This is a genomic window from Nostoc sp. (assembly GCF_041747015.1).
Lineage (GTDB): Bacteria > Cyanobacteriota > Cyanobacteriia > Cyanobacteriales > Nostocaceae > Nostoc.
In genome coordinates this window covers 1-23555 of the sequence record NZ_JBGTFY010000332.1, presented here as the reverse complement: position 1 = coordinate 23555, position 23555 = coordinate 1, and the positions used below count along the sequence as shown (strand labels likewise).

The 23555-nt window shown below is 40.5% G+C and carries 14 protein-coding genes; 6 read left to right on the top strand and 8 right to left on the bottom strand.

All coding sequences use genetic code 11. The features are described from left to right. Together dnaK and ACEW80_RS26895 are read left to right on the top strand one after the other, a co-directional pair. The coding region (gene dnaK / locus ACEW80_RS26900; protein ID WP_373529536.1) for a molecular chaperone DnaK at positions 1-1598 on the top strand (1598 nt) is incomplete at its 5' end. Between the two features lie 294 nt (positions 1599-1892). Then, positions 1893-2516, top strand: coding sequence for an acetoacetate decarboxylase family protein (locus tag ACEW80_RS26895; RefSeq protein ID WP_373529535.1), 624 nt, complete (start codon positions 1893-1895; stop codon positions 2514-2516). Between the two features lie 418 nt (positions 2517-2934). Here the strand turns inward: ACEW80_RS26895 and ACEW80_RS26890 are convergent, their stop codons facing one another. The 5 genes from ACEW80_RS26890 to ACEW80_RS26870 all read right to left on the bottom strand — a co-directional run bounded on the left by ACEW80_RS26890 (position 2935) and on the right by ACEW80_RS26870 (position 14169). Then, the gene (locus tag ACEW80_RS26890) at positions 2935-8886 is read right to left on the bottom strand and encodes a hypothetical protein (protein ID WP_373529534.1); all 5952 of its coding nucleotides are present in this window, start codon (positions 8884-8886) and stop codon (positions 2935-2937) included. A gap of 62 nt (positions 8887-8948) precedes the next feature. Next, the gene (locus ACEW80_RS26885) at positions 8949-10373 is read right to left on the bottom strand and encodes an ATP-binding protein (RefSeq protein WP_373529533.1); all 1425 of its coding nucleotides are present in this window, start codon (positions 10371-10373) and stop codon (positions 8949-8951) included. A gap of 109 nt (positions 10374-10482) precedes the next feature. Next, positions 10483-12363 (bottom strand): ABC transporter ATP-binding protein, encoded by a 1881-nt coding sequence (locus ACEW80_RS26880; protein ID WP_373529532.1) that lies wholly within the window; start codon positions 12361-12363, stop codon positions 10483-10485. A 492-nt stretch (positions 12364-12855) separates the two neighbouring features. Then, a complete protein-coding gene (locus ACEW80_RS26875) occupies positions 12856-13041 on the bottom strand; it encodes a hypothetical protein (protein ID WP_373529531.1) in 186 nt (61 codons plus the stop codon). Positions 13042-13098: 57 nt separating this feature from the next. After that, positions 13099-14169, bottom strand: coding sequence for a glycosyltransferase family 4 protein (locus ACEW80_RS26870; RefSeq protein ID WP_373529530.1), 1071 nt, complete (start codon positions 14167-14169; stop codon positions 13099-13101). A gap of 460 nt (positions 14170-14629) precedes the next feature. Here ACEW80_RS26870 and xth point away from each other — a divergent pair, with 460 nt between their 5' ends. Further along, positions 14630-15412, top strand: coding sequence for an exodeoxyribonuclease III (gene xth, locus ACEW80_RS26865; RefSeq protein ID WP_373529529.1), 783 nt, complete (start codon positions 14630-14632; stop codon positions 15410-15412). A gap of 91 nt (positions 15413-15503) precedes the next feature. Here xth and ACEW80_RS26860 read toward each other — a convergent pair whose 3' ends face one another. The 3 genes from ACEW80_RS26860 to ACEW80_RS26850 all read right to left on the bottom strand — a co-directional run bounded on the left by ACEW80_RS26860 (position 15504) and on the right by ACEW80_RS26850 (position 18770). Then, positions 15504-16622, bottom strand: a complete 1119-nt coding sequence (locus ACEW80_RS26860) for a T3SS effector HopA1 family protein (protein ID WP_373529528.1) — start codon at positions 16620-16622, stop codon at positions 15504-15506. Between the two features lie 19 nt (positions 16623-16641). After that, positions 16642-17880 carry a phosphotransferase family protein gene (locus ACEW80_RS26855; RefSeq protein WP_373529527.1) on the bottom strand — a complete coding sequence of 413 codons (1239 nt, stop codon included), beginning with the start codon at positions 17878-17880 and terminating at the stop codon, positions 16642-16644. 569 nt (positions 17881-18449) lie between these two features. Then, a complete protein-coding gene (locus ACEW80_RS26850) occupies positions 18450-18770 on the bottom strand; it encodes a TMEM14 family protein (RefSeq protein ID WP_373529526.1) in 321 nt (106 codons plus the stop codon). Between the two features lie 86 nt (positions 18771-18856). On the opposite strand from ACEW80_RS26850, the gene ACEW80_RS26845 reads away from it, so the two are divergent. The 3 genes from ACEW80_RS26845 to ACEW80_RS26835 all read left to right on the top strand — a co-directional run bounded on the left by ACEW80_RS26845 (position 18857) and on the right by ACEW80_RS26835 (position 23265). Beyond that, positions 18857-20206 (top strand): ATP-binding protein, encoded by a 1350-nt coding sequence (locus ACEW80_RS26845; protein WP_373529525.1) that lies wholly within the window; start codon positions 18857-18859, stop codon positions 20204-20206. A gap of 105 nt (positions 20207-20311) precedes the next feature. Further along, entirely contained in the window at positions 20312-21655 is a 1344-nt protein-coding gene (locus ACEW80_RS26840; RefSeq protein WP_373529524.1) for a tellurite resistance TerB C-terminal domain-containing protein, read from the top strand. A 293-nt stretch (positions 21656-21948) separates the two neighbouring features. Continuing rightward, positions 21949-23265, top strand: a complete 1317-nt coding sequence (locus ACEW80_RS26835) for an ATP-binding protein (protein ID WP_373529523.1) — start codon at positions 21949-21951, stop codon at positions 23263-23265. Positions 23266-23555 lie beyond the last annotated feature (290 nt).

Here is a 23555-nt window from a genome sequence, read left to right as displayed (position 1 = left end):
CTATAGCTGGTAAACCGTTTGCTCCTGAAGAAATTTCTGCAAAAGTTCTTCGCAAACTAGTTGAAGACGCCAGCAAATACTTGGGTGAAACTGTAACCCAAGCTGTAATCACTGTTCCCGCATACTTCAACGACTCGCAACGCCAAGCGACAAAAGACGCTGGTAAAATTGCCGGGATTGAAGTTCTACGGATTATCAACGAGCCTACAGCCGCTTCTTTGGCTTATGGATTTGACAAGAAGAGTAACGAAACCATCCTCGTGTTTGACCTTGGTGGTGGTACCTTCGACGTATCCGTGCTGGAAGTAGGAGATGGAGTTTTTGAAGTACTAGCCACATCTGGTGATACCCACCTTGGCGGTGACGACTTCGATAAAAAAATAGTTGACTTCTTAGCTGAGAAGTTTAAGAAAGCCGAAGGTATTGACCTGCGGAAAGACAAACAAGCTTTACAACGTCTGACTGAAGCCGCAGAAAAAGCCAAAATTGAGCTTTCTAGCGTCACTCAGGCAGAAATGAACCTGCCATTTATCACCGCTACCCAGGACGGGCCTAAGCACCTAGATACAACCCTGACTCGCGCCCAGTTTGAAGAACTTTGCTCTGACTTAATCGACCGTTGTCGTATTCCTGTGGAAAACGCCCTCCGGGATGCCAAGTTAAACAAAGGTGATATTGATGAAGTGGTGTTAGTTGGTGGTTCTACCCGGATTCCCGCAGTCCAACAGATTGTGAAGCAGGTATTGGGTAAAGACCCCAATCAAAGTGTCAACCCTGATGAAGTTGTAGCAGTTGGTGCAGCTATTCAAGCTGGGGTGCTAGCTGGCGATGTAACTGGCATCTTGCTCTTAGACGTGACACCGCTATCTTTGGGTGTAGAAACATTGGGCGGTGTGATGACCAAAATTATCCCCCGCAACACAACAATTCCCACCAAGAAATCCGAAGTCTTCTCCACTGCTGTGGATGGTCAAACCAACGTAGAAATTCACGTTCTCCAAGGTGAACGCGAATTCTCTAACGATAACAAGAGCTTGGGAACCTTCCGCCTGGATGGTATTCCTCCTTCACCACGCGGCGTTCCTCAAATTGAAGTCGTGTTTGACATTGATGCTAACGGTATCCTTAACGTTACTGCTAAGGACAAAGGCACTGGTAAAGAACAGTCTATCAGCATCACCGGCGCTTCCACCTTGGATAAAAATGATGTTGACCGGATGGTGAGGGAAGCTGAACAAAACGCTTCATCTGACAAAGAGCGGCGTGAGAAGATTGAACGCAAGAATCAAGCCGACTCTTTGGCATACCAAGCTGAGAAGCAGCTACAAGAATTGGGCGATAAAGTTCCTGATGCTGACAAGACCAAAGTTGAAGGTTTGGTGAAAGAAGTGCGGGAAGCAGTTGCTAAAGAAGATGATGAGCAAATCAAGAAGCTCACTCCAGAATTGCAACAAGCGCTATTCGCCGTTGGTAGCAATATCTATCAACAAGCTGGTGGCGGTGCTGCACCTGGTGCTGAACCTCAAGATGGCGGTTCCACATCTAGCTCTGGTAGCGGCGATGATGTAATTGACGCTGACTTTACAGAGAGCAAATAATTCCTCTACTTCTTTTGGGAAGATTATCTTGTCCCACCTTATATTACCCATCCAAGCAAATGCCTGGGTGGGATTTTTTTAGGTGCCGATTTGCTAATAGGTAATGGGTGATAAGTCAATACGGTTCAGTTAAGGTTTTTTGGTAGTGATTTTAAACCTGTAGAGACGCGAAATTTCGCGTCTCTACCAAAGATTTCGGGCTTAACTGAACCGTAATGGGTGATAAGTAGGTCAAAAGTTAAAAAGCAAAAGCAAAAATTTTTATTTTCTCAATCCAAAATCTAAAATCTTTCTATGCCATATCCACAAGCACCTTGGACACTTCAAGGCTATGCTATCCAAACTCTGCATTTGGTGAATATTGACCAAGTACGCTCTTTGATTCCCTCAGACTTAGAAATTATTTCTGTATGGCCTGGTAAAACCCTCGGTAGCGTGTATTTATCTAATTACGGCTCAGGCTCGGTACTGGAGTACAGTGAGTTAATTGTTGTCCCAGCCTTGGTTAATTACCAAAGGAAAATCGGTGCTTGGATTTCCCATATTTATGTAGATAATGCTGATTCGGTGGCTGGCGGTAGAGAAATTTGGGGACTACCAAAGGAACTAGCTGAGTTTACCTGGGAACAAGGAGAGCGTGTCACTGTGTATCAGGGAAACCAAAAGTTGTGTAGTCTTAAATATAATCAACAAAGCTTGGCATGGAGACAAGCGTTAAGTGCTTATGGTTTCAGCGCAAAGGGTACAGATTTACTGATATTTCCGGCTGAATTTGAGTCTCTGTTGGGTTTGATTAGTTCTAAGTTAGAAATCCCTGCCGAAAGTCCTTTTTCTGGAATAGGTTTAGGTCAGTCTTGGTTAACTGTGCGTTGTGAGCAGATGAATCTGCGGGTTGATGCGCCAAAAGTGGTAGGTTAGACCATTTCACGAAATTACTGATACATATACATGGGTAGGGGCGTACAGATGTACGCCCCTACAGCCCTAGCGATCGCACGCTGGAGATGGATGATTTCAGCACGCATTTTTTGTTAGTATGCGGTCTACAGGTTTGCTGAAAGTGCCAGTACTGTTATATATCGAATATTTACCTTTCTGAATGCGATCGCAGTCTTAGAGGTTGTTTGTAAAGTAGTTTGCTGTAATTTTAATCACATTATTACCCCCCTTAATCCCCCCTTTACAAGGGGGGAAACAAGAAAAATCCGGTTCCCTCCCCTTATAAAGGGGAGGGTTAGGGTGGGGTAATAAATATTTGATACATCAATCATGACTTTTCAAACAACCTCTTACCATTAGAAATGCGATCGCACTAATTATATTTTAAAATTGCTCTTCACTTTTTATTAATGTCGTCACAGAGATAGCGATCGCTCTTTGCTTTTGAATTATTCTTTAGATAATCATATGCTGCTACGCAACCGCGCTTGAGAAGTTGATTTAAGTCAAAATCCCAAACCAAAATTTCGTTACCACCAGATGCAATACTTTTACCATTTGGGCTAAAACTGACATCACTGTTACCAAAGCGATCGCTAAAGGATGCTAGCAAAGTACCATCAATGCTCGATAGTTGAACAGTCTTATAACTAGCAGATGCAATCATCTGACCATTGGGACTGAAACTGACTTTATTGACAGGTTCTTCAGTATTTAAAGGTTTTCTTTCCTTGCCTTCTAAACTCCAAACTCTCACGGTTCGGTCTTTACTAGCAGAGACTATCAATTTGCCATTGGGGCTAAAATTGACACTGTTGACACTATTCTCATGCTTGTCAAAAGACATAAGCATTTTGCCATCAAGTTGCCATACTTTAACGGTTTTGTCATCACTAGCTGAAGCAATAAGCTGACTATCTGGACTAAAACTGATGCTGTTAACATTGTCTTTGTGCCCTGTCAATGTCTTGAGAAGCTTGCCGTCAGTCCGCCAAAGTTTTACAGTGTTATCTTTACTAGCTGAAGCTATGAATTGACCATTAGGGCTAATGCTGACGCTTGTAATCTGATTAGTATGTCCTTTAAGTAGCTGCACTTCCTTACCTATTGCACTAGGAATCTGCCAGAGTTTTACTACATCTACACCACTAACAATTGCTATTGTGTCAGTGTTAACAAAGTTCACTTCTTTGACCCAATTACCTTGATTATTAATAGTTTTAATTTGGGATATATCTGTACTTCTATTACCATCAATTTTCCATAATTGTGCCTGATTTTCTTTTGTGCGAATAGCTAAGGTTTCATCCTGGAAGCTCATTGGCAATTCATCATATCGAGCTTCAAAGTTCTCATTAGCCAAGCGCTTAATCTTACTATCATTCAGACCTGTGATAGTTTTGAGCCAAGTACCATCCTGACGCCAAATTTCTACTGTGTTTTTATTAGTTTGTATTGCTAAAATTTGACCATCATGATTAAAAATAATAGATTCAATATCTGCTTTTTTGGTTTTAACGTGAATAGTTCTAAGGAGTTTACCATTACTTTTCCATAGTTTTACACTATTCTTTTCTTCAATTGTGGCTAAAGTTTGCAAATCTGGGCTGAAACTATTTACATATTTATCAATTTTTGAGAGAAAATATCCATTGCGTGTCCAAAAAATTGATTTCTCACTATCTCTAAAAACTAGAAACTGACTATTCTCTGTGAAATTAGGTCTGTATCTTAGTTCTTCACTTATTTCTGGCGTTCTCAGTAATCTACCATCAATTCCCCATAATTCTAACTTGATTTTCTGGTTAATATCACGTCTGAGCAAGGCTATTAATTTTCCATCAGGGCTAAAATTAGCTAAAGTTTTTAAATTATTAATAGGCTTAATTTTTTTACCCTTTCGTTGCCAAAATTTCAGAGTGGTTCCGTTTTGAATAGCTAAAATTTCGCCATCAGGACTGAAAGCTATATTCTCAGAGTTATCACCCTCAATAATAGTAATAAGTTTACCATTTCTTTGCCAGATTTTGATAGTTTGATTCTTATAAAAAGTAGCAATAGTTTCACCATTTGGGCTAAAAGTTATTTTGTTCACCCTATTTTTGTCACGTTTAAGCGTAGCAATATGTTTGCCGTCACTTGTTGATAGTTCTACTCTATTGTCATCTTTAACTAGTGCAATGGTTCGTCCATCTGGGCTAAAGCTTCCTGGTATGACATCGCCCTGGAGAGTTTTAATAAAAGTGCCATTGCGTCGCCAAAGTTGTACTGTACGATCCTCACTGGCTGTAACTAACATCTGGCTATTAGGGCTGAAACTAACTTGTGAATTATGCCCTGGCAGGGTTGTTTTGAGAGTACCGTCTTGCTTCCACAGTCGTACATTGTTTTGGCCACTCACAGAGGCAATTAGCTGACGGTTGGGGCCGTTGGGGCTGAAACTCACATTATTTACCGCAGATTCATCGGGGTTTTTGAAATTCCTGTTCTTTTCTAAACTCCATAGTTTCACAGTTCTGTCCTCACTTCCAGAAGCCAACATTTGAAAGTCGGGGCTAATGCTGACGCTAGTAATATTATTTCCATGCCCTTTGAGTTCAAAGGTCGTTCCTGTATTTTCGGCATCAATCTGGTCGATTTCTACGCTTACATTATTTTCACTAAAACTAGTTAAAGCAATACTCTTACTATCATGACCAAAACTTACATTATCAGACGGACCAAGAGTTTTTATCAAAGAACCGTTACGTCGCCAGAGTTTCGTATAGTCGTATTCACCTGCTGTTGAAGCTATGGTCTGACCATCAGGGCTGAAGGTGACTTCAGCAACAGAACTTTCATTATTTAATGTTTTGATAGCTTTGCCATTCAAAGTCCAAAGTTTGATCATGCTGTCTTCACTACCAGAAACAATTAGCTGACCATCAGGACTGAAGCTGACGCTAGTAATCCTATCTTTATGTCCTTCAAAGATTTTGATTACTTTACTTTTAAGATTCCAAAGTTTGAAAGTTTTGTCCTTACTTGCATAAATCAACTTTTGACCATCGGGACTGAAGTTGATACTGGTAATTTCCTCTTCGTACCCCTGGAAGTTGGCAATTTCTTTGCCATCCTGACTCCTAATAAGTAGTACTTTACCATCTACACTGCCAGCAGCTATCATCTGATCATCACGGCTGAAGCTGACGCTGGTAATCTTTTTGTTATAAACTCTAGGATCAAAATTAGGAATTTCTCTGCCGTCCCGACTCCAGATTTTCAGTGTCCCATCTTTACTGCCAGTAACCACTCTCTGACTATCATGGCTAAAACTCACACAAGTGACAGTATCTTTATACCCTTCTAAACTGTTGCGCTCTCTTGTTCTATAAACTACATCCTGTAGTGTTGTCAACAATTTCATTTGTGTTTCGGGTTGTACTCCTATTGACCACCATTGTTGTAATCGTTTACCTGCTTTTAGAGATCCTACAAGCGCTTCCAAATTTTTATTTGAGTTAAGTTGATTTTTTGACTCCTGAGTGATAGAGTACAGATTGGCATTGTTCTGACTGATTAAGACTAGTGGCAAGAATATTGTCAATGCTCCAGCGATCGCTCCTAATGCTACTTTCCAAACTAAGCCTCTACGTGTCTCTAAAAGTTGCTGTCTAAGAACTTCATTTAACTTCGCTTCTGTTAACTTTCGTTGTTCTCTCTCCTTTTCCAACTCAGCAATTAATCTGGCTGATTGTTGCTGGCGCACAAATGGCACTAAATAATCATGTACTAGCTGATAGCGGTCAGCAGGTGATGCTGGCACCCTCAACACTAATCCTGATTTGATTAATATTTCTAAAACTAAGTCTAATTTTTCCGCTTTTACATCTAACTCTAATTCCAAATCAGCACGAGTTTTGAGAGGGCGAGTATTGTTTTCATCCGTGAGCAAATACAAAACTAGTTTGGCTATTTGTTCATTATCAGAACCGCAGTCTTTGATGATTTCTTCTAAAAATCGCCCGACAAAGTTTTCTTTTGGTCCATGTTGTTGATATTGTTCTAGGCTGGTTATTTTTTCTGTTTGTAATTGCGCTCCTACCACTTGCAACTCAATTGGGCGGACTTCACCTAAATCTCTAGCTAAATCATTTACCAATTCATCAATTAATGATCCTTCTAAAACTAACTGGCTTTTTTCAGTTAATGTTTGAATAATCTTTTTAGCATCCTCTACTGAAAAATTATCCAAATGGTAGAGAATATCTTTGTCTAAAATATTGTTATTAATTACTTCAAAATTAGCAAGGCGATTGTTACATTCCAATAAATAATAGACATAATCCTCACGTAAAGATAAGATAACTTTTACAAAAGGTGTATTTAGACATTCACGTAAAAATTCATAAAAAGGTTTCCTACTAGTTGGGTCTTTGTAAATAAAGAAAAATTCTTCAAATTGGTCAAAGATTAAAACTGTTAGCAGGTTATAATCATCATGTTTTGCTAATTGGTTGAGGATAGAACTTTCCCCTAAACGCTCTTCTAACAGAGGAGGGGAGTACGCTTCACCCCTGACTTCGGAGGTTAGGTAACAGAGAGCATCTCTTAGCCGATTATTCAGTTCTCCAATCCAATCTGGATAAACTTGTTGTAAAACAGGTAAAACATCACGAGTTCCAATTGATTTTTGTTTCAATGCTGGGATTAATCCAGCCTGTAAGATTGAACTTTTGCCAACGCCTGATTGCCCATGAATTATTGTTAATTTACGGTCAGATTGACCCATGCGTTCAATTAGGCGATTAATATCTTGCTGTCTTCCAGAAGCAGCAATTTCTGTAGCTACTGTTGCTTGTTGTTCAAAGGATGGTAAAGCCGGGTTATTTTCGGTCTGTTGTGGCTGTAACCTACCTGCACCGATGAAAGCACGGAAACCATACTGCTGTTCAATTGAGCGCTGCTCTTGTTTAAGATGAAATGCAGTGAGATATTCACCTTTTTGAAAGTAGCTTGCTCGTAAGTCTGCCAAAATGCGAATGTAAAGCTCTGGATCGTATTGGGGTTTGGTTTCTGTTTTGGCAGTTTCTAAGGTTTCGAGTGCTGCTTGTGGGAGATTGAGTGCAGATTGCGATCGCGCTAGAGCAAACAAATACCAACCTCGATGATACGACCTTTCCCAATCTAAATCTGCTTTCATCTCCTCTGAGACTGCGCCAGATGTATCTATTTGCACGCTATCCAGCAGCGAAAGCGCTTGTTGTGCCGTTCGTTTTGCCTCATTCCAAGCTGATTTAACTATTGCCACTTCAGCCAGAAAACCGTAAGCTCTAGCTAGTTTAAACCGATCAAAATAAGTTTGATGCAGAGCTAATGCTTTGTTAGCAACAACTTCCAACTCCTTCCAGCGATGGAGACTTTGCAGGACAGCTCCCAAAGCGTTGATAAATTTAGCTACCAATTCTTGGCGGTTAGCTTGCTCGAATACCTCAATACATTGCTGAAAATAATCTTTGGCAAGACTACGAGCGCGATCGCGTTCCGGGTGATGCAATACTGCGTAGCTTCGCCACCATAATCCCATAGAGTAGAGTAAACAAGCGCGTCTCTCTAAGAACTGGGGAGATGGGGAATCGTGACCGAAAAGTGCTAAACTGCGCTCGTAATGTTGCCCTGACAGTTCCAGTGAACTAGAATTAGCTCGACCTAGCATAAATTCTAAACTCGCCTCTAGCTCTGGATTCAGACTCAAACGACGATTTTGCAAATTATGCCATGCTGATTCCAATTCAGTGCGGCGCACAGAGCCAATTTGTAAATTAAGCGCACTGTTGTCGAGATATCTGCCTGCACCCGCAGCTAAAACTTTGTCAAAGACTTCATTAGCAGTTTGCTGGATAAAATCGATTAAATCATCGGTGGCGATCGCAAATTCAACAATTGTACTCCAACTGTGTAAATCTGGTGCTAATCGCATGAGTTTGTGCAGCACCTCATCCGTTACCCACAACACTAACGGAAAGTGGAAATTTTTTCTCAACTCCTCCCTTACCTGATTAGCACCACTCAGGACTTGTTCAAGCTTAGTAACCGTCTCTAAACCAGACACGACTAACGCCTGGGGATGGTCAAAGCCTAGTGAGTCTTGGATAGTCTGAAAAAATGTCTTAATTGACTTATCCAGAACTATTTCCCGAATTTCCAAATCGCTAGATGCTTGCAGACTTTGCACTAAACGTTTTCGCAAATTAGCCGCGTTACAAAGTGCCAAAATCAGAGAAAATTCTTTTTGAGAAGTAGCGATCGCCCATGCTAATTCTTCTAAAGAATTTTCGTTGTCGGTTGCGAGTGGCTGTGGTTCACTCATGACTAAACCTCGCTTATATGATGGGAGAATTAAGAGGAGAAGAATAACTCCTAACTCTTAACTTAAACCTGCAACCCTGGTGCTTCTGCCAAAATCGGATTAATTTCAAACCAAGACCCCTGAGTGTCTCGGTACTCATAGACGAACCGACTGTGTACTAAAACTCGGTATCCATCATCGCCGCTGACCCATTTTCGTTGTTGTACCTGGCGTAGCAAGCCCCACTCATTATCTGTGATTGCCAAGGTCATTTGATTGCAGTAGGCTCTAATTACAGTTTCTAACCCTGCACGAGATAGAGGCAGTCTTCTTTCCTTTTTGATCCAATCATTGAGCAATCTGAGTAATTCTCGGACATGACCGCCACTGATTCGGCAAAGTCGATTTAAGGTTTCGTGAGTATCAAAAATTTCTGTAATCAGGGCGAGGCGATCGCGAGGCTGTACATCAGGGTAGGCTCTTGCTAACACCATCTGTTGCAACAGTGCCATTCCCTCAGCACATTCACTGCCATCTCGTAACTGCACTGGCACCATTGGCAACACTTTTGGATCTACCATAAATCGCTGTGTCAACCTGCTCAAGTCATTGGAAAACATCAATTCTAAAGGCATGGTGTAAACCACATGGCACTTGAGTTGAGTTAATTGTTCCCCCCGGTCTACAAATAGATATTCTGGCTGGGGTCGTCCCCAAGACTTGGCAGCAGTTTCAACGCGATCAAGATTATCGACAATTACCACTAATCCTTTTTTGTCCTGTTGCTTCAGTTTAACTATGGCAGGTTCAAGAAGTTCCTCGTTAATTACATCTATAATGCCTTTTGTGCGCGGCCCTAAATATTCTCTTAATTTGTTGCGAAGTTCAGGGCTATTTTTGGCTCTGGCCGTAATCTTGCCAATGCCTAGCGCCACCACTGATATTCCTTCTTTCTCACTTGCTTTCAGCTCTCCAATACCCGGAATTTTCGCTTCAGCGGCAAACTTGCCCTCAGTACTAGCAGAAACTTTCCCAATGCCAGGAATTGATGCTTCCCCAGAAACCTCAACTTCTGTCATCAACAGTTTAGCGGCTCCTTGGAGGATTTTCTTCAGACCTTGGGGTTCAGGAATTTCTAGTTTCCCCAAGTTATCGAGACTTTCACTAACTCGGCGAGCTATGCTCAATAAAATATCACCGATATCGACATCACCCATTTCCAGGTCTTGGCTAGACTCAAAATATACCACATGGAAGCCCGCTTGCTTTAATTCTGCTTTTAGTCTGAGCAATTCTGTAGATTTACCGCAGCCGATGTGTCCTGTAAATAATTCGCAAGTAGGCCCTTCAGGTGAAAAAAATGTGATATTTTCCTTTAATTCCTCAATAATCCTGCCACCGCGCACTGAAGAAAAATCAATATAGTACTTTCGATCCTCGGCATTTTCCACAGCTAAGGTCTTGCTAGGGTTGCAAGCCTGATAAAACTTCTGTAAATCCAGTTTCATTAACTACTTCCCAACAAGGCTTTTCTTTATTGTCAACACAAATACTGCTACATATGCAAAATTCTTCAGTCATTTCTGTAGTTAATATTAAATTTTGACTATCTCTGGACTAAGCTCCCAACATCTGCAAGTTATGTAAAGTAGCGTAAAGCCCTCCTTCTTGCAGTAGTTGATCGTGACTTCCCTGCTCAATTAATTCCCCGCGCTTAAGTACAAAAATCCGGTCTACATTGCGAATTGTAGACAGGCGGTGAGCGATAATAATGGCAGTACGTCTGAGCAAAAGCTGGTTTAATGCTTCTTGAACTAAAGCTTCTGTGCCAACATCTAAACTAGCGGTGGCTTCATCTAGTACCAAAATTTGGGGATTGCGAATGGCAGCCCGCGCAAAGGCTAAAAGTTGCTTTTGACCACTAGAAATATTTGTACCCCGTTCTCGAAGTTGAGTATCATAACCTTGGGGTAGCTCTTCGATAAACTGGGCAATGTTGGTTTGCTCTGCTGCTTGTTGAACCTGTTCAATGGTATAGCCATCTCCCAAAGAAATGTTGCTTTTAACATCGCCAGCAAACAAAAAGCCTTCTTGTAAAATTACAGCCATGTAGCGCCGCAGTTCTGCCTGTGGTACTTCCCGAATATCTATGCCATCTATGAGAATGCGTCCTTGGCTAGGTTCATAGAGGCGGCACAAAAGACGGATGATCGAAGTTTTACCCGCACCTGTGGGGCCGACTAACGCCACTTTTTCACCAGGATGAATGGTAAAATCTAAGTCTTTAATTACGTAATCATCGTTTTTGTAAGCAAACCAGACGTGATCAAAACGGATTTCTCCCAGTTCAGGCGGGGAAGTCAAATCTGGGGATTCTAGATTTGCAACTATCTCGTCTATGTAACCGAATTTAGCATCAAATATTGAAAAGCGCACATTGGCGCGATCGCTTATTTCTATCGGTTCATCTAATATATCGCCGACCCGTTCAATGGCTGTGAAACCAGCTTGAATTACCGTAAATTTTTCGGCAAAATCCCGTAAAGGGTCGAATAATCGCTGGGCATACAAGATAAATGCAGATAAAGTCCCAAAAGTCAAGGTTTTTCCCAACAGTAACAAACCACCCAGACACAAAACAGCTGCGATCGCAATCAGGCTAATCCATTCTAAGGTTGCTGAAATAAATGAATCGTAAAAGATCGTTTGATCCATTTGCTGAGTGTAGTTGTTGTTCGTGGCGCGAAACAATTCGGCATTAAATTTTTCCCTGCGGAACAACTGCACTACGTTAATGCCAACCACATTTTCTTGTAGCTGTGAGTTCAGGATAGAAAGTTCTTCCCGCCCTTTGTAATTTGCTTTGCGGTACTGCTGCTGAATATAAACAATTAACCAGGTAACTGGTAACAGCATCACTAGCAGTAAACCAGTGAGTTGCCATTGGATGGACACCATTAAACTCAAAAGCACCAACATGGAAAACAAGTTGGACACAATGCCAATTGCCCCAGTAGAAAAGACATCGCCTAACACTTCCACATCGCTGGTGATTCTGGTGATTAATTTACCTACAGGCGTGCGATCAAAAAAGCGTACTGCTAGGGATGTTACATGATGAAATAAATCTTGGCGAATTGCTGCGGTGATTTGTTGCCCTAGTTTCTGTACTATATAACCTTGGTAGCCTGTCAAAATCAGTCGGATTGCGATCGCAACCAACAATAATCCCTCCAGAATATTTAGCCCTTGCGACAAGGGGCGATTCCTGAGAAATTCGTAGGTACTTGGTTCATTACGAATTAGAGAGATAGCTTGGCCAATCAGCAGCGGCTGTACGGCATTAGCTAATGCGATCGGCACCAGTAGGCACATCGACAGCGCCAACAGTCCTCTGCTACGACGGGCATAAGGCACTAAACGCAAAAATAACCGCCAGTCATTTTCACTGCGACGGTATTGCGTGTAAGATTTTTTGAGAGATTGGTAGATGCTCATAGTAAGAGCATTATATTAATTTTTACGAAAAAACACGCTGGTTTAAAGTAGTATTTGTCTTTCTACTCTGATACCATGCCTGGGATAGAAACCGCAAGACTGCTTACCAAAACCCCATACGCCTCAACACCTGGATGAAACTGCCAATATGTATCAAACTTGATTGCCTTTCTTTTGTAAAGATTGAATGCTTTGGCGTGTTAAGTTTGCCATAAAGCGACTAATGCCTTAAAAAAGTGCGTTGCCCTATTGCTAACGCACCCTAACTGAAACGGCTCTGGAGTGGATTGCTGTTCGCTCAGGGATTCGCTAATATCGAGCATCATTCAGAGGTGTTTCCGGCGTTGAGAGCAACAATGTAGAACACTGCCCACCAAAACCCGGATATGGTGGACAGTGTTCTACATTACTTAAGATTTTTTACAAATGATTTAGGATTCCTAAAAATCAATCAATATTCTTAGTGATTGATGTGTGATGATTCACTCAAGTCTAGGAATTCACGGCTGGCTGAGGAACTACTCCGGTATTCCGGGTTTCGACATTAGGCAAGCGAGTAACAGTTAATAGCGGTACTTCTTGTCGGCACGACACGCAAAACCAATATAGTTCGCCATGACGGGCATGACGCAGGAGGGAACCACCGCAACATGGGCAGCTGTTGGTTCTCGTACTCATATAAATGTCCTCCTAGAAAAAAGTTGTTGTTTTAAGTTGAGTAAAAAAAGCAGTTGATTAAAAGTAGATTTTAGCAGCATGAATGCGGCCATTTGATTCTATGCGGTCTTTAATAATTTGTCTGTAAACAGCTTCATATCCGTTAACCATTTGGCTAACGCTAAAGTTGTTTTCTACATATTTTCGACAGGTTTGACGATCGAGTTGCAAAGCTAGTGGAATCATTGCCGCCATTTCTGCATAACTTTTGCAGACAAAACCTGTTTTACCGTGGGCAATCACTTCAGGTAAAGAGCCTAAATTCATGCCAATTACTGGTGTACCAGTTGCCATCGATTCAATCATTACTAAACCAAAAGGTTCTTGCCAATCAATGGGGAAAAGAGTTATGGCAGCATTGCCTAGAAGTTCAGTCTTTTCGGCGTGGTTAATTTCGCCTAGATATTCAATTTGCTGACCATCTATATGGGGGGCAATCTCTTGTTCAAAAAACTCAGAGTCTCTGACATCAACCTTTCCTGCCATCTTCAAGCGCCAACCACTTTGTTTAGCAATAGCGATCGCATTTTGTGGGCCTTTCTCTGGCGAAAAACGTCCTAAAAATGCCAAATATGGAGGTTCTGAGGGTTGGGCTACGAATGGGTAATCTGCTAGCTCAATCCCGTTATAAACCGTGCCAACATAGTTGAGATCGACTTGGCGTTGTGAGTTACTAATGCTAACGTATGGTTGCTTTTGGTGGTAGCTAAATGCGTGACGGTTGTCCGTTGTAAAACTATTGTGCAGAGTGTGGACTGTAGAAGTTGCTGTTATCAAACTCGCTAAAGGTAATGCCGAAATCCCTATATGAGAATGGATAATATCGAATTGGGCAGCACTTTGGTAAACTTGGCTTAGTTCGAGCATTTCGTACACTGCATACTCTTTAACATTTGGATCTAAGCGCAATGCCCGTGGATAAACTGCTTCTAAGTGAGCCAAAGTTTGAGAATCGCCTGAGGCAAACAAAGTTACTTTATGACCACGACGAACAAGTTCATCAGTCAAGTGACTCACTACCAATTCTATTCCTCCATAATTAGGAGGTGGAACCCTTTCCCATAAGGGGGCAACCTGAGCGATTTTCATAAGTTTTTTTGGTTCAGTCTATGAAATTGTCCTCAATATTAATGAGTTGCATCATTATTGTATGAGGAAAAAACATTTGTACTGACTCTTTTGACATTTAAGTTAACCTAACAGGCTACCAAAAGAGTAATAACCCTTCAACCGTACTGCAAATTTTCTACCGACAAATTTAAAATGCTATCCGCAAAAGTCAACCCTGAGTTATACTTCTAACCTAAAGCCAATTACTTACTTGTTGCATCTGTCTTGGGGATCATAATGAAGTAAAATATTTTGTAGCCGAACTTACAAAATTGAATATTTTGTAGCTGTCAATACTAAAATACTCAATGGGTTCAAGTCATTTAAACTATGTTTAAAGGTAATTGGCAAATCGAACAGAAATTATAAATATTAAGTAATTGTATAAAAATTACATAATTTGTAATTAGTAATTTGTAAAAATTCTGATAACTAACTAATGAAAATCGCTACTTGGAACGTCAACTCAGTTCGCACTCGCCTCGAACAAGTTACCGATTGGTTAACCCTAAATCCTGTTGATGTTCTCTGCTTACAAGAAACCAAAGTTGTAGATGCTGAGTTTCCGCGATCGCCTTTTGAGCAATTAGGCTATAACCTTTATACATCAGGACAAAAATCTTATAACGGCGTAGCCCTGATTAGTCGCCAGCCACTCCTAGATGTAAGCAGCGGATTTAGGGCAATTTTGCCCAATTTACACCACGAATGGGACGAGCAAAAGCGGGTGATTACAGGTGTGATTGATGGTGTTCGGATTGTGAATTTATATGTTCCTAATGGCGCAGCGGTAGGAACTGAGAAGTATGAATACAAACTGCGCTGGTTGACAGCGCTACGCGAGTATTTGCGATTGCTTATATTGTCACAACCTGCAATTTGCGTGTGCGGCGACTTCAACATCGCCCTGGAAGACAAGGATATTCACGAGCAAGTGAGTACAGAAAATCACATTATGGCCACAGAAGCAGAGCGCCAAGCCTTACGGGATATTCTCGCATTAGGATTTGCCGATGCTTTTCGCAAATTCAACACAGAAAGCGGAAATTATAGCTGGTGGGATTATCGCACTGCCGCCTTCCGTCGCAACTTAGGTTGGCGGATTGACCATCATTATCTTACACCCATGCTATATGAGGGTGCTAAAAGTTGCATCATCGATGTCGCACCCAGAAAATTAACCCAACCCAGCGATCATACGCCGGTAATTGTGGAATTTTGAATGGGGCATGGAGTTAGGGGAGAGGTTACAGGTTAGAGGGAATAATCTGTTCCCTGTAACCTATTCCCTTCTTCTGCATGCCCACTCCCCATCAATTTAAGGGCTTATATATATCCTTAGAACTGGGATTAAGATAAGGACACTGCAAATCTATTAAGTGTCGGGCAAAGTGTTCGTCAATCATCCTCATCCGTTCCTCCATTGCATTCTTACCTTTTTGCCAAGCTTCTAATAAAGCATTAGCGACAATTTGGCAACGGTTCATCCCAAAACTTTCTTGTGCCGCAAATTTTTGGATTGGTTCTTCAGCTAAACCTAATCCTGGTGCTAAAAATTTTGTAAACAAGGGAATTTCGGGCTGAAAATGAAATTGATTTTCTGGATAAACAGCCTGAAGGATTGTGCGGATTGCTGGATAGTCGGGGAGTTCAAAGTAGAGTAGCCCCGAATCATAGCGTCCGTATGCAGAAGGGTTGTGGAGAACCTGAAAGCTAAAGGGAATCGAGGCTGCATTCAATTGCAGTGTCAGGCTTTTCATCAGAGCGATCGCACCAGATGCGGTAAAGTTAAAGTAGATTCGCCCTGCTCCCAAATCAACATCGGGGTTGCTCTGCCGTTCCTGTCCGACATTGCTAACTGCCAAGTAACAGCCGTTTTGCAGTCGATTTTTGGGCATCCAGATTGCTACCATCTCACCCATTTTGGTAGATTTCTTGCTGGATTCTAGATGGCAGTCTGGCTCAACATAAAGTGTTAAACCGCCTTTAATCACCGCCATAGTGCCATCAGGTTCTTTCCGCAACACCTGCCATTGAGGGTCAAAGTAACCTACGCCGTGATTACTAGCGTGCAATTGCTCATAAAAGTCCCAATCAATCTCCAAAATGGAATTATCTGCTAAATTATGCTTTGGTGGACGATTAGTACTATCAATATTGACTGCTAAAGTAGTTTGCAAAGAGCCATTGTAATAAATTCCATAGAGAAAATTTCGCAGCAGTAGAGTGAGATACTTATGTTGTAAATCTACGGAATTTTGCTGAAATCTGTCGGCTATTTTAGCTGGCAGAGCAAAGGGTTGATAATTGGGATGGTAAATACAAAAATTTGACTCAATTTGGATATTTTTAGCAATGTCCAATAGAGAAGTTAGCGGTTGATTGATAGTGTATTCTGAATTCTGTATTCTGAATTCTGTGTTATTCTTCAAATTGTTCTAATCCCTGCTATTAACAACCACGAAGTTGAGTTTTTTCGTAATAAATGCGAAGTAACTGCTGCTCTTTGACAGGTTGAGAAAGTTTATGAATTTTTGCCACAGGATTCAGGATTTCTGACTCTGATATTCCGAAAATAGTCAGTACAGCTTGCTCCGGCATAGTGAGTAAAGTTTTAGCTACTTGGAGCATACAGATATCAGCATTACTAAAATATTTCCGGCAGGTAATCATATCCTGAATTTGATGAATTAGTGCCAGCCCTGCAAACTGGATAACGCGCAAAATAAAGTCACTGCGGTATGACAAAATCATCGGGAAAGCATTTATATAAGCCCTAATTAGGGCAATAATTGAAGGTTGTAAAATCTCTAAAGGTGTCAACGCCAGATGTAGAGATTCTTCTAATTCGATAGTGGGGTCTACGACAAGACTCTTGAGCCAAATTCCTAAATAGCTTGCGAGTAAAGTTCCTAAATCAAAAGCTGGATCTCCCCAAGCACAAGCTGACCAATCAATTAGTCGTACTAGGGAATTGTCGAGTTTCTCCCACCTTGAATGAACCAAAATGTTGTTCAATTTCAGGTCGTTGTGAGTCAAGCAGCAAGGATTCCAGTTATATGCCAAATCTGCGATCGCTGATTCCAAACTCTCGTACTGTTGATAAAGAGCATAGAATTTCAGCGCATCTGTGGGAACAGTCCCAAAAATCTCCGAACCAATTGACGTTACCCCTTGCGCCGGATTGTAAAAGCCATAGCGAAACTCTCCTTGGGGAGCAGTTGCCATAAAATCCTGATATTCTCGGCGGTTGAAGGTGGCGCGATGCAGTCCCGCCAAAGTCGTGCCGATCGCAGAGGCAATTTCTTGGGGAAAAATCTCATTGTTGTGGTAGAATATCGCCAGATCCAGATATTCACTTAGGTAGTTACGGATGAGGATAGAATTTTCTTCGTCAAAATGTACTAGCAACGGTGCGATTGCTGAAATATTACCGAGAACTGGAAACTGCTGGAGCAACTGGTGAAACAACCACTCTTTAAACAACTCATGGGGCGGCGCATCATTGTTGATGTTAGGTTTTTGTTTAACAAGCAGTTGGCGATTATCTGCCAAAGTCACTACTAAATTGATATTGTTCTTGCTACTTCCTGGCAACTCAGATTTATCTGATGCGCCATCTTCTAAAGTACACAGACCTACATCTTGCAGATACTGGATAACATTATGAGAAGACAGTGATAATACCATGTATTATTTCCTACTTCGTTAAATTACTTAAACTTATCTGTGTCGGATTTACTTGGTGTTAGCAGTTTTCGGTAGATAGTAACTAATGTGTCAATAACAATAAAGATTTGTACAATCTACTAATATCCCATATTTGAGATCAAAACCTGCCAAAATGGCATCAAGTCTTTTACAATTTGCTCTAAGATACCGTGACATCTTTAGACTTGATTCGCATAGTTACTTAAGATACATCGAGAGCAAATTTTGTGGTAAATGCTTTTGATGTGGCCTCGTCTCCCTTTTCATTGCGGAACTGATTGGCGGCAGATGTTAATTCATGTTCAGTAGTCATCCTAAAAGCAGCGAAGAATTTAAATAATCCTTCGCTATATGAGGCATGACATTCAACGCTATTATTTTTATTTATCATTACAAAGCCAAAAAAACCGGACTTTTTAGGCAATGAGTAATGTTTTTTTCTTTAATTTTCAGAATTTATGTTTGTAAGTCTTTGTATCAACCAGCACCAGAGTCGGGGCGATCGCATGATTGCAGCACCCCTTAAAAATTTAACTTCAAGACTAATGCTACCTTAAAGCCACAATTTGATTCAGCATGACCGCCAGTGTCAATATACCCAAAATCGTCATTAATCCCGCAGGCATAAACTTGCGTGTTTTAACCAGTCGAAATACAAAGAAGATTACTAAAACAGCAGTAACCAACAGGGCTAAAATCGAACCCCAGGTTTGTCCTTGGAGTTGAAAGTAAGCAGCAATTATTAATAATAAACCGCTAATGCTACCACTTAAGAGTGAAACCTTACTTTTAGCCTGAATGTAGCCAATAATACCACCAATAACCGCTAATATGCCGTAGGCAAAAGCAGCAACTATACTTAAATTCATTGTTAAAACATCTGTAGATTTTGACTTTACTGCCAGGTCAGCAGACAATTTACCATAGCTATTTAGCTATACCACACTATTGATTGATGGATAATCAAGCGATACCAATGGCAAGTAACTCCTCATATACAAAGGTTCAATATCTCCAACGCCAAGCAGCCTCACTTTTACTGTACCAATCTGTTGTGCAAGGCGAAGTGGGGATGGCATTTCTAGAACTTTTGCAAGCTATACGTTACACTGACGTTGATGCACGCGGTTGTCTCCAAGCCTACGGCAGTTACTTCCACGCGTTGGCTGCTAAAAATCAAAACTGGGAAGACTATTTAATTACTCAACTTCTCTTCTCTGAGAATCCTTTTACAAGGCTGGCTCAAGTGCGAGAATTTAAAGATTTGCCCCCAGCTTTAGTAGCAGCAGTTCAGCATGATTTACAAGTATTGCAAAGTCTCTATGAATGTAGCAGCGCTTCTTTGAGTGAGTGGATACAAGGGGTAACTCAGATGCCGATTTCACCAGTAGTATGGTACAAAGAGCAAGAATTGGTGGGAGTAGAGACAAAATTCGTTGCATATCTACAAGAGTTAGATAATTGGGGTGATGCTGTAGAAGAATTAGCAGCTTATTATCGGCAATATGGCTCTGGTTTATTTGCAGAATATCGCGCTTTACGCTGGCAAGCTGGGCAGTTTATCGGTATCCGGTATTCTGACCCTGTTAAACTGAGTGTCCTTGTAGGTTACGAGTCTCAGAGGGATGCTTTGCTAAAAAATACAGAGTTTTTATTAGCTGGAGAGATGGCGCTGCACGTATTACTTTACGGTAGTCGTGGTTCTGGCAAATCTTCTTTGGTGAAATCTTTGTTGAATGAATATAGCCATCGCAATCTCCGTTTGTTAGAAGTGGCAAAATCTAACTTAAAAGATTTACCAGAAATTGTGGAACATTTACGAGGAGTGTCACAAAAATTTATCATCTTTGTCGATGATCTTTCCTTTGAAGAAGATGATGATGCCTTTAAAGCCCTAAAGGTAGTTTTAGAAGGTAATTTGACCGCACGCCCTCAAAATGTAGTTGTGTACGCTACTTCCAATCGCCGCCACCTGATTCGGGAGTTTTTTGTGGATAGACCTAATCCCAAAGATAACGAAGAAATCCATGCCTGGGATACGATGCAGGAGAAGCTTTCGTTTAGCGATCGCTTTGGTTTAACATTGACCTTTGAACCAGCCAATCAGAAAACTTATTTAAAGATTGTACAACATCTAGCGGCACAAGCCGAAATTAATATTACCCAAGAAGATTTGGAATATCAAGCTTTACAGTGGGCAACTCGCCACAATGGTCGTTCTGGACGTACAGCACGGCAGTTTATTGATTTTTTAAAAGCAGATTTAACACTTTTTGGTACAAATAATAATACATCCAATACCTAGCATTAAAATTAATTCATTGATGATTGGACTTTTTTGTAAATTACAGAAAAATGTTATGCACCAGTGACTAAAAATAGAGATTTCAGAACAACTATGAGAGGGGTAATGACCTTAAAAACTACTGATTCTGATAATTTAACTCCGGTAAAAAACAGCAATATGCAATCAGTAATGATTAGCAATCGATTTATATTAGGCATAGTTGCCTTTAGTGTGAGTTTTGGCCTTAGCCTTGTTCCCAATTGGGATTTTAATAAAGCCTTTCTCACAGGTGTAATTACTGCCGTTACTATCTATGCAGCAGCATTATTCGTAGATAGGCGACGCAGAAATTATGAAATGCTTGTTTTAGGTTCTCTCCGCAAGCGAATTAAAGATATGGAGGGATTAAAGGCTCGTGTTGTCAGAGAAATCAATCAAATCGAAGAACATCATAATTTATTATATGCCGAGTCACAACAACTGCAAAATCAAGTAATAGAAAGCCGTAACCAAAGGGATAGCTTACATCGAGAATTAAGAATATTTGCGTTGCAAAAAAAGCAGTTAGAAACCGAAATCGGTAGCCGACAAACTGAAATTAATAACTCACAGAAAAATCAAGCAGAATTAAACAATGCTTTTTCTGTCCTTACAGCAGAAAAGCGCCGTTTAGAGTCGAATTGCAATGTATCTCGCACTGAAATAACCCATCTGCAAAGTCAAATTTCCGAACTTCAACATGAGAAGCAAGAAATAGAAAGTAATTTAACTCTCTTAGGCAGACTCAAACCCCAATTAGAAGAAAAACTATACGAACTGCGAATTGCAATTCAAGAGCTAGAAGTTGAGACAAACAAAAAAAATCAATTGCTTGTAACGACAAAAACTGAAAGAGAAAATATCCAAGCTATCCTAAATTCTTCACAAACTCAACTAGCAGCAGAAAAAGCTGAGTTACAGCAGCTACAAGGGGAAATTTCATTATTGCAAGAAGAACGTGACTCATTGCAAAACCAAGTATGGGAATTACTTCAACAAATAGAAACATTCAATTCGCAACCATTGGCTGATAAGTCCTACGACAATGGTATGGAATTATCTTCTTTTTCAGAATTAATTGAAACTTCACAAATAATAGATACTTCAGAAGTTGATACATTTGATAATATACCCATAGAATGGACTAATTTTCTAGAAAATTTACCAGAATATGAGTTGCAAGTATTAAAAGTTATAGTCGAACCAGATAATCCCAAGGCTGCTATTAAAAAAATTGCTGAAGCAAACATCACTATGCCGAATCTATTAATAGATTCTATAAATGAACGGGCAAATGATATTATTGGGGAATTAATAATTGATTCAGATTCGGAAACTCCAGAAGTTTACCCTGAGCATCTGATATATGTCAAAAAAATGATTGCAATGTATGAAGACCTGATGGCTAGACATACTTCGCCAAATTAAATTATTATTGCCGTCGTCAGATTAGTAGTAAGGTAAATATGTACCTTACCTACGCGAACATCTTACCTTTGCAAATACACCTGGCGATTAGAAATCGCGGCTACATAAACCAAGTCCGCACTTCTCTACGAGAGGCTGCGCCAACAGCAAGCTTAGTGAACACCTGCGCGGACTCTAGGAATTTGAAACCCACGGAGGTGGGTTTTGTCTGTATAGCCGCGAATTTTATTCGCTAGGACTAGGGGTATTTTTACTGCGTACTTCTGCGTTTAGAATAAAGTGAACTGTGATACATGGCAAAGCTCAAAATCTCGAAAAAAATTTCCACTGCTTTAATCAATTCCCTTGGTGCGGGGGTAGTACCAAGAGTGGGAGTTGAATATATAGCAGTAGGTCGAGAAAAAGAACTAAAAAGCCTATTACAAAATCTCGATGATATTGCAGAAGGTGTTGCAGCATTTCGTTTTATAATTGGTAACTACGGTTCTGGGAAAAGTTTTTTATTACAACTAATTCGCAACCGCGCTATGGAGCAAGGCTTTGTAGTAGCTGATGCTGATTTATCCCCTGAACGGCGATTGGCAGGAAGCAACAATGAAGGTGTAGCCACCTATCGAGAATTAATGAGCCACCTAGCGACAAAAACTCGTCCTGATGGTGGTGCTTTAGTCTCAATTTTAGAAGGATGGATTAATAAAATTCAACAAGAAGTGGTTAAAGAAACTGAAATGCGTCCGAATGACGATGGTTTTGATGACCTAGTTGAATCGAAAATTAGGGAAGTAGTTCAGTATATTGAAGGCTTAGTTCACGGTTTTGACTTTGGTAGCGTAATTATCGCTTATTGGCGTGGCTATCGATTGGATGATGATAATTTAAAAAATGCGGCAATGCGTTGGTTACGTGGAGAATTTAATACTAAAACTGAAGCGAAAGCAGCTTTAGGAGTGCGCATCATTATTGATGATGATAGTTGGTATGACTATATCAAACTGTTTGCTAAATTTGTCGCTGAGATTGGCTATAAAGGACTGTTAATTATAGTTGATGAAGCCGTACATTTATATCAAATATCTACTACAATTACTCGTGAAAAAAACTATAATCGACTCCTCGCAATGTTTAACGATACTATGCAGTGCAAAGCAGAACATCTTGGCATTGTTGTTGGTGGAACAACTAAGTTTTTAGAAGACCCCAAACGCGGACTTTTTGCAGACCAAGCTTGGCAAAGACGCACAAAAGAAAGCCGTTTTGTTACACAATCTGGTGTTCAGGAATATTTAGGTCCAGTAATTCGATTGAACCCGTTGAGTGAAGCAGAAATCTTGACGCTTCTGAAACGTTTAGCTGAGATTCATGCACTCAATTTTGGGTATGAACAGACTTTGACAAATGGTGAGTTGAAGGAGTTTGTGCAAGAAATTATTAATCGCTTGGGTGCGGAGGCGTTGCTTACACCAGGGGAAATTGTGCGAGATTTTATGAGTGTGCTGAATATTCTTCACCACAATCCAGGAATTGTGTTTGCTGAATTAATTCATGGCTCTAAATTTAAACCTACTGCTATGGGTAAGGATGAAGATAATGCAGCGGAATTTAGTTTGTGATATAGTGGTTCCTGACCTAGTGAGGTACGTTGTCAACGCTACTAAGCTTGGTAAACAAGATTTAGGTGTACCTCAGTTGCTTAGGAAACGCTATATTATCGTTAACTAAAATATGGCAAAACTAGCATCTTGTAAAAGATGAGTCATTATTAACTATACTTTTGCAGTTTTTACTATTTGTGGATGAGTAATAATACTCATGGCATGAGAAGAGGATTTCTTTAAAAACTAGTTCACTAACGCGTCGGACTAGTTATTTTTTTTACATAACTAGGTTTTTTCACACTTAA

Excerpts from the sequence above, each read along its gene's own strand:
- ACEW80_RS26895 (WP_373529535.1), top strand. The coding sequence starts at position 1,893 with ATGCCATATCCACAAGCACCTTGGACACTTCAAGGCTATGCTATCCAA.
- ACEW80_RS26890 (WP_373529534.1), bottom strand. The coding sequence starts at position 8,886 with ATGAGTGAACCACAGCCACTCGCAACCGACAACGAAAATTCTTTAGAA.
- ACEW80_RS26885 (WP_373529533.1), bottom strand. The coding sequence starts at position 10,373 with ATGAAACTGGATTTACAGAAGTTTTATCAGGCTTGCAACCCTAGCAAG.
- ACEW80_RS26880 (WP_373529532.1), bottom strand. The coding sequence starts at position 12,363 with ATGAGCATCTACCAATCTCTCAAAAAATCTTACACGCAATACCGTCGC.
- ACEW80_RS26875 (WP_373529531.1), bottom strand. The coding sequence starts at position 13,041 with ATGAGTACGAGAACCAACAGCTGCCCATGTTGCGGTGGTTCCCTCCTG.
- ACEW80_RS26870 (WP_373529530.1), bottom strand. The coding sequence starts at position 14,169 with ATGAAAATCGCTCAGGTTGCCCCCTTATGGGAAAGGGTTCCACCTCCT.
- xth (WP_373529529.1), top strand. The coding sequence starts at position 14,630 with ATGAAAATCGCTACTTGGAACGTCAACTCAGTTCGCACTCGCCTCGAA.
- ACEW80_RS26855 (WP_373529527.1), bottom strand. The coding sequence starts at position 17,880 with ATGGTATTATCACTGTCTTCTCATAATGTTATCCAGTATCTGCAAGAT.
- ACEW80_RS26850 (WP_373529526.1), bottom strand. The coding sequence starts at position 18,770 with ATGAATTTAAGTATAGTTGCTGCTTTTGCCTACGGCATATTAGCGGTT.
- ACEW80_RS26845 (WP_373529525.1), top strand. The coding sequence starts at position 18,857 with ATGGATAATCAAGCGATACCAATGGCAAGTAACTCCTCATATACAAAG.
- ACEW80_RS26840 (WP_373529524.1), top strand. The coding sequence starts at position 20,312 with ATGACCTTAAAAACTACTGATTCTGATAATTTAACTCCGGTAAAAAAC.
- ACEW80_RS26835 (WP_373529523.1), top strand. The coding sequence starts at position 21,949 with ATGGCAAAGCTCAAAATCTCGAAAAAAATTTCCACTGCTTTAATCAAT.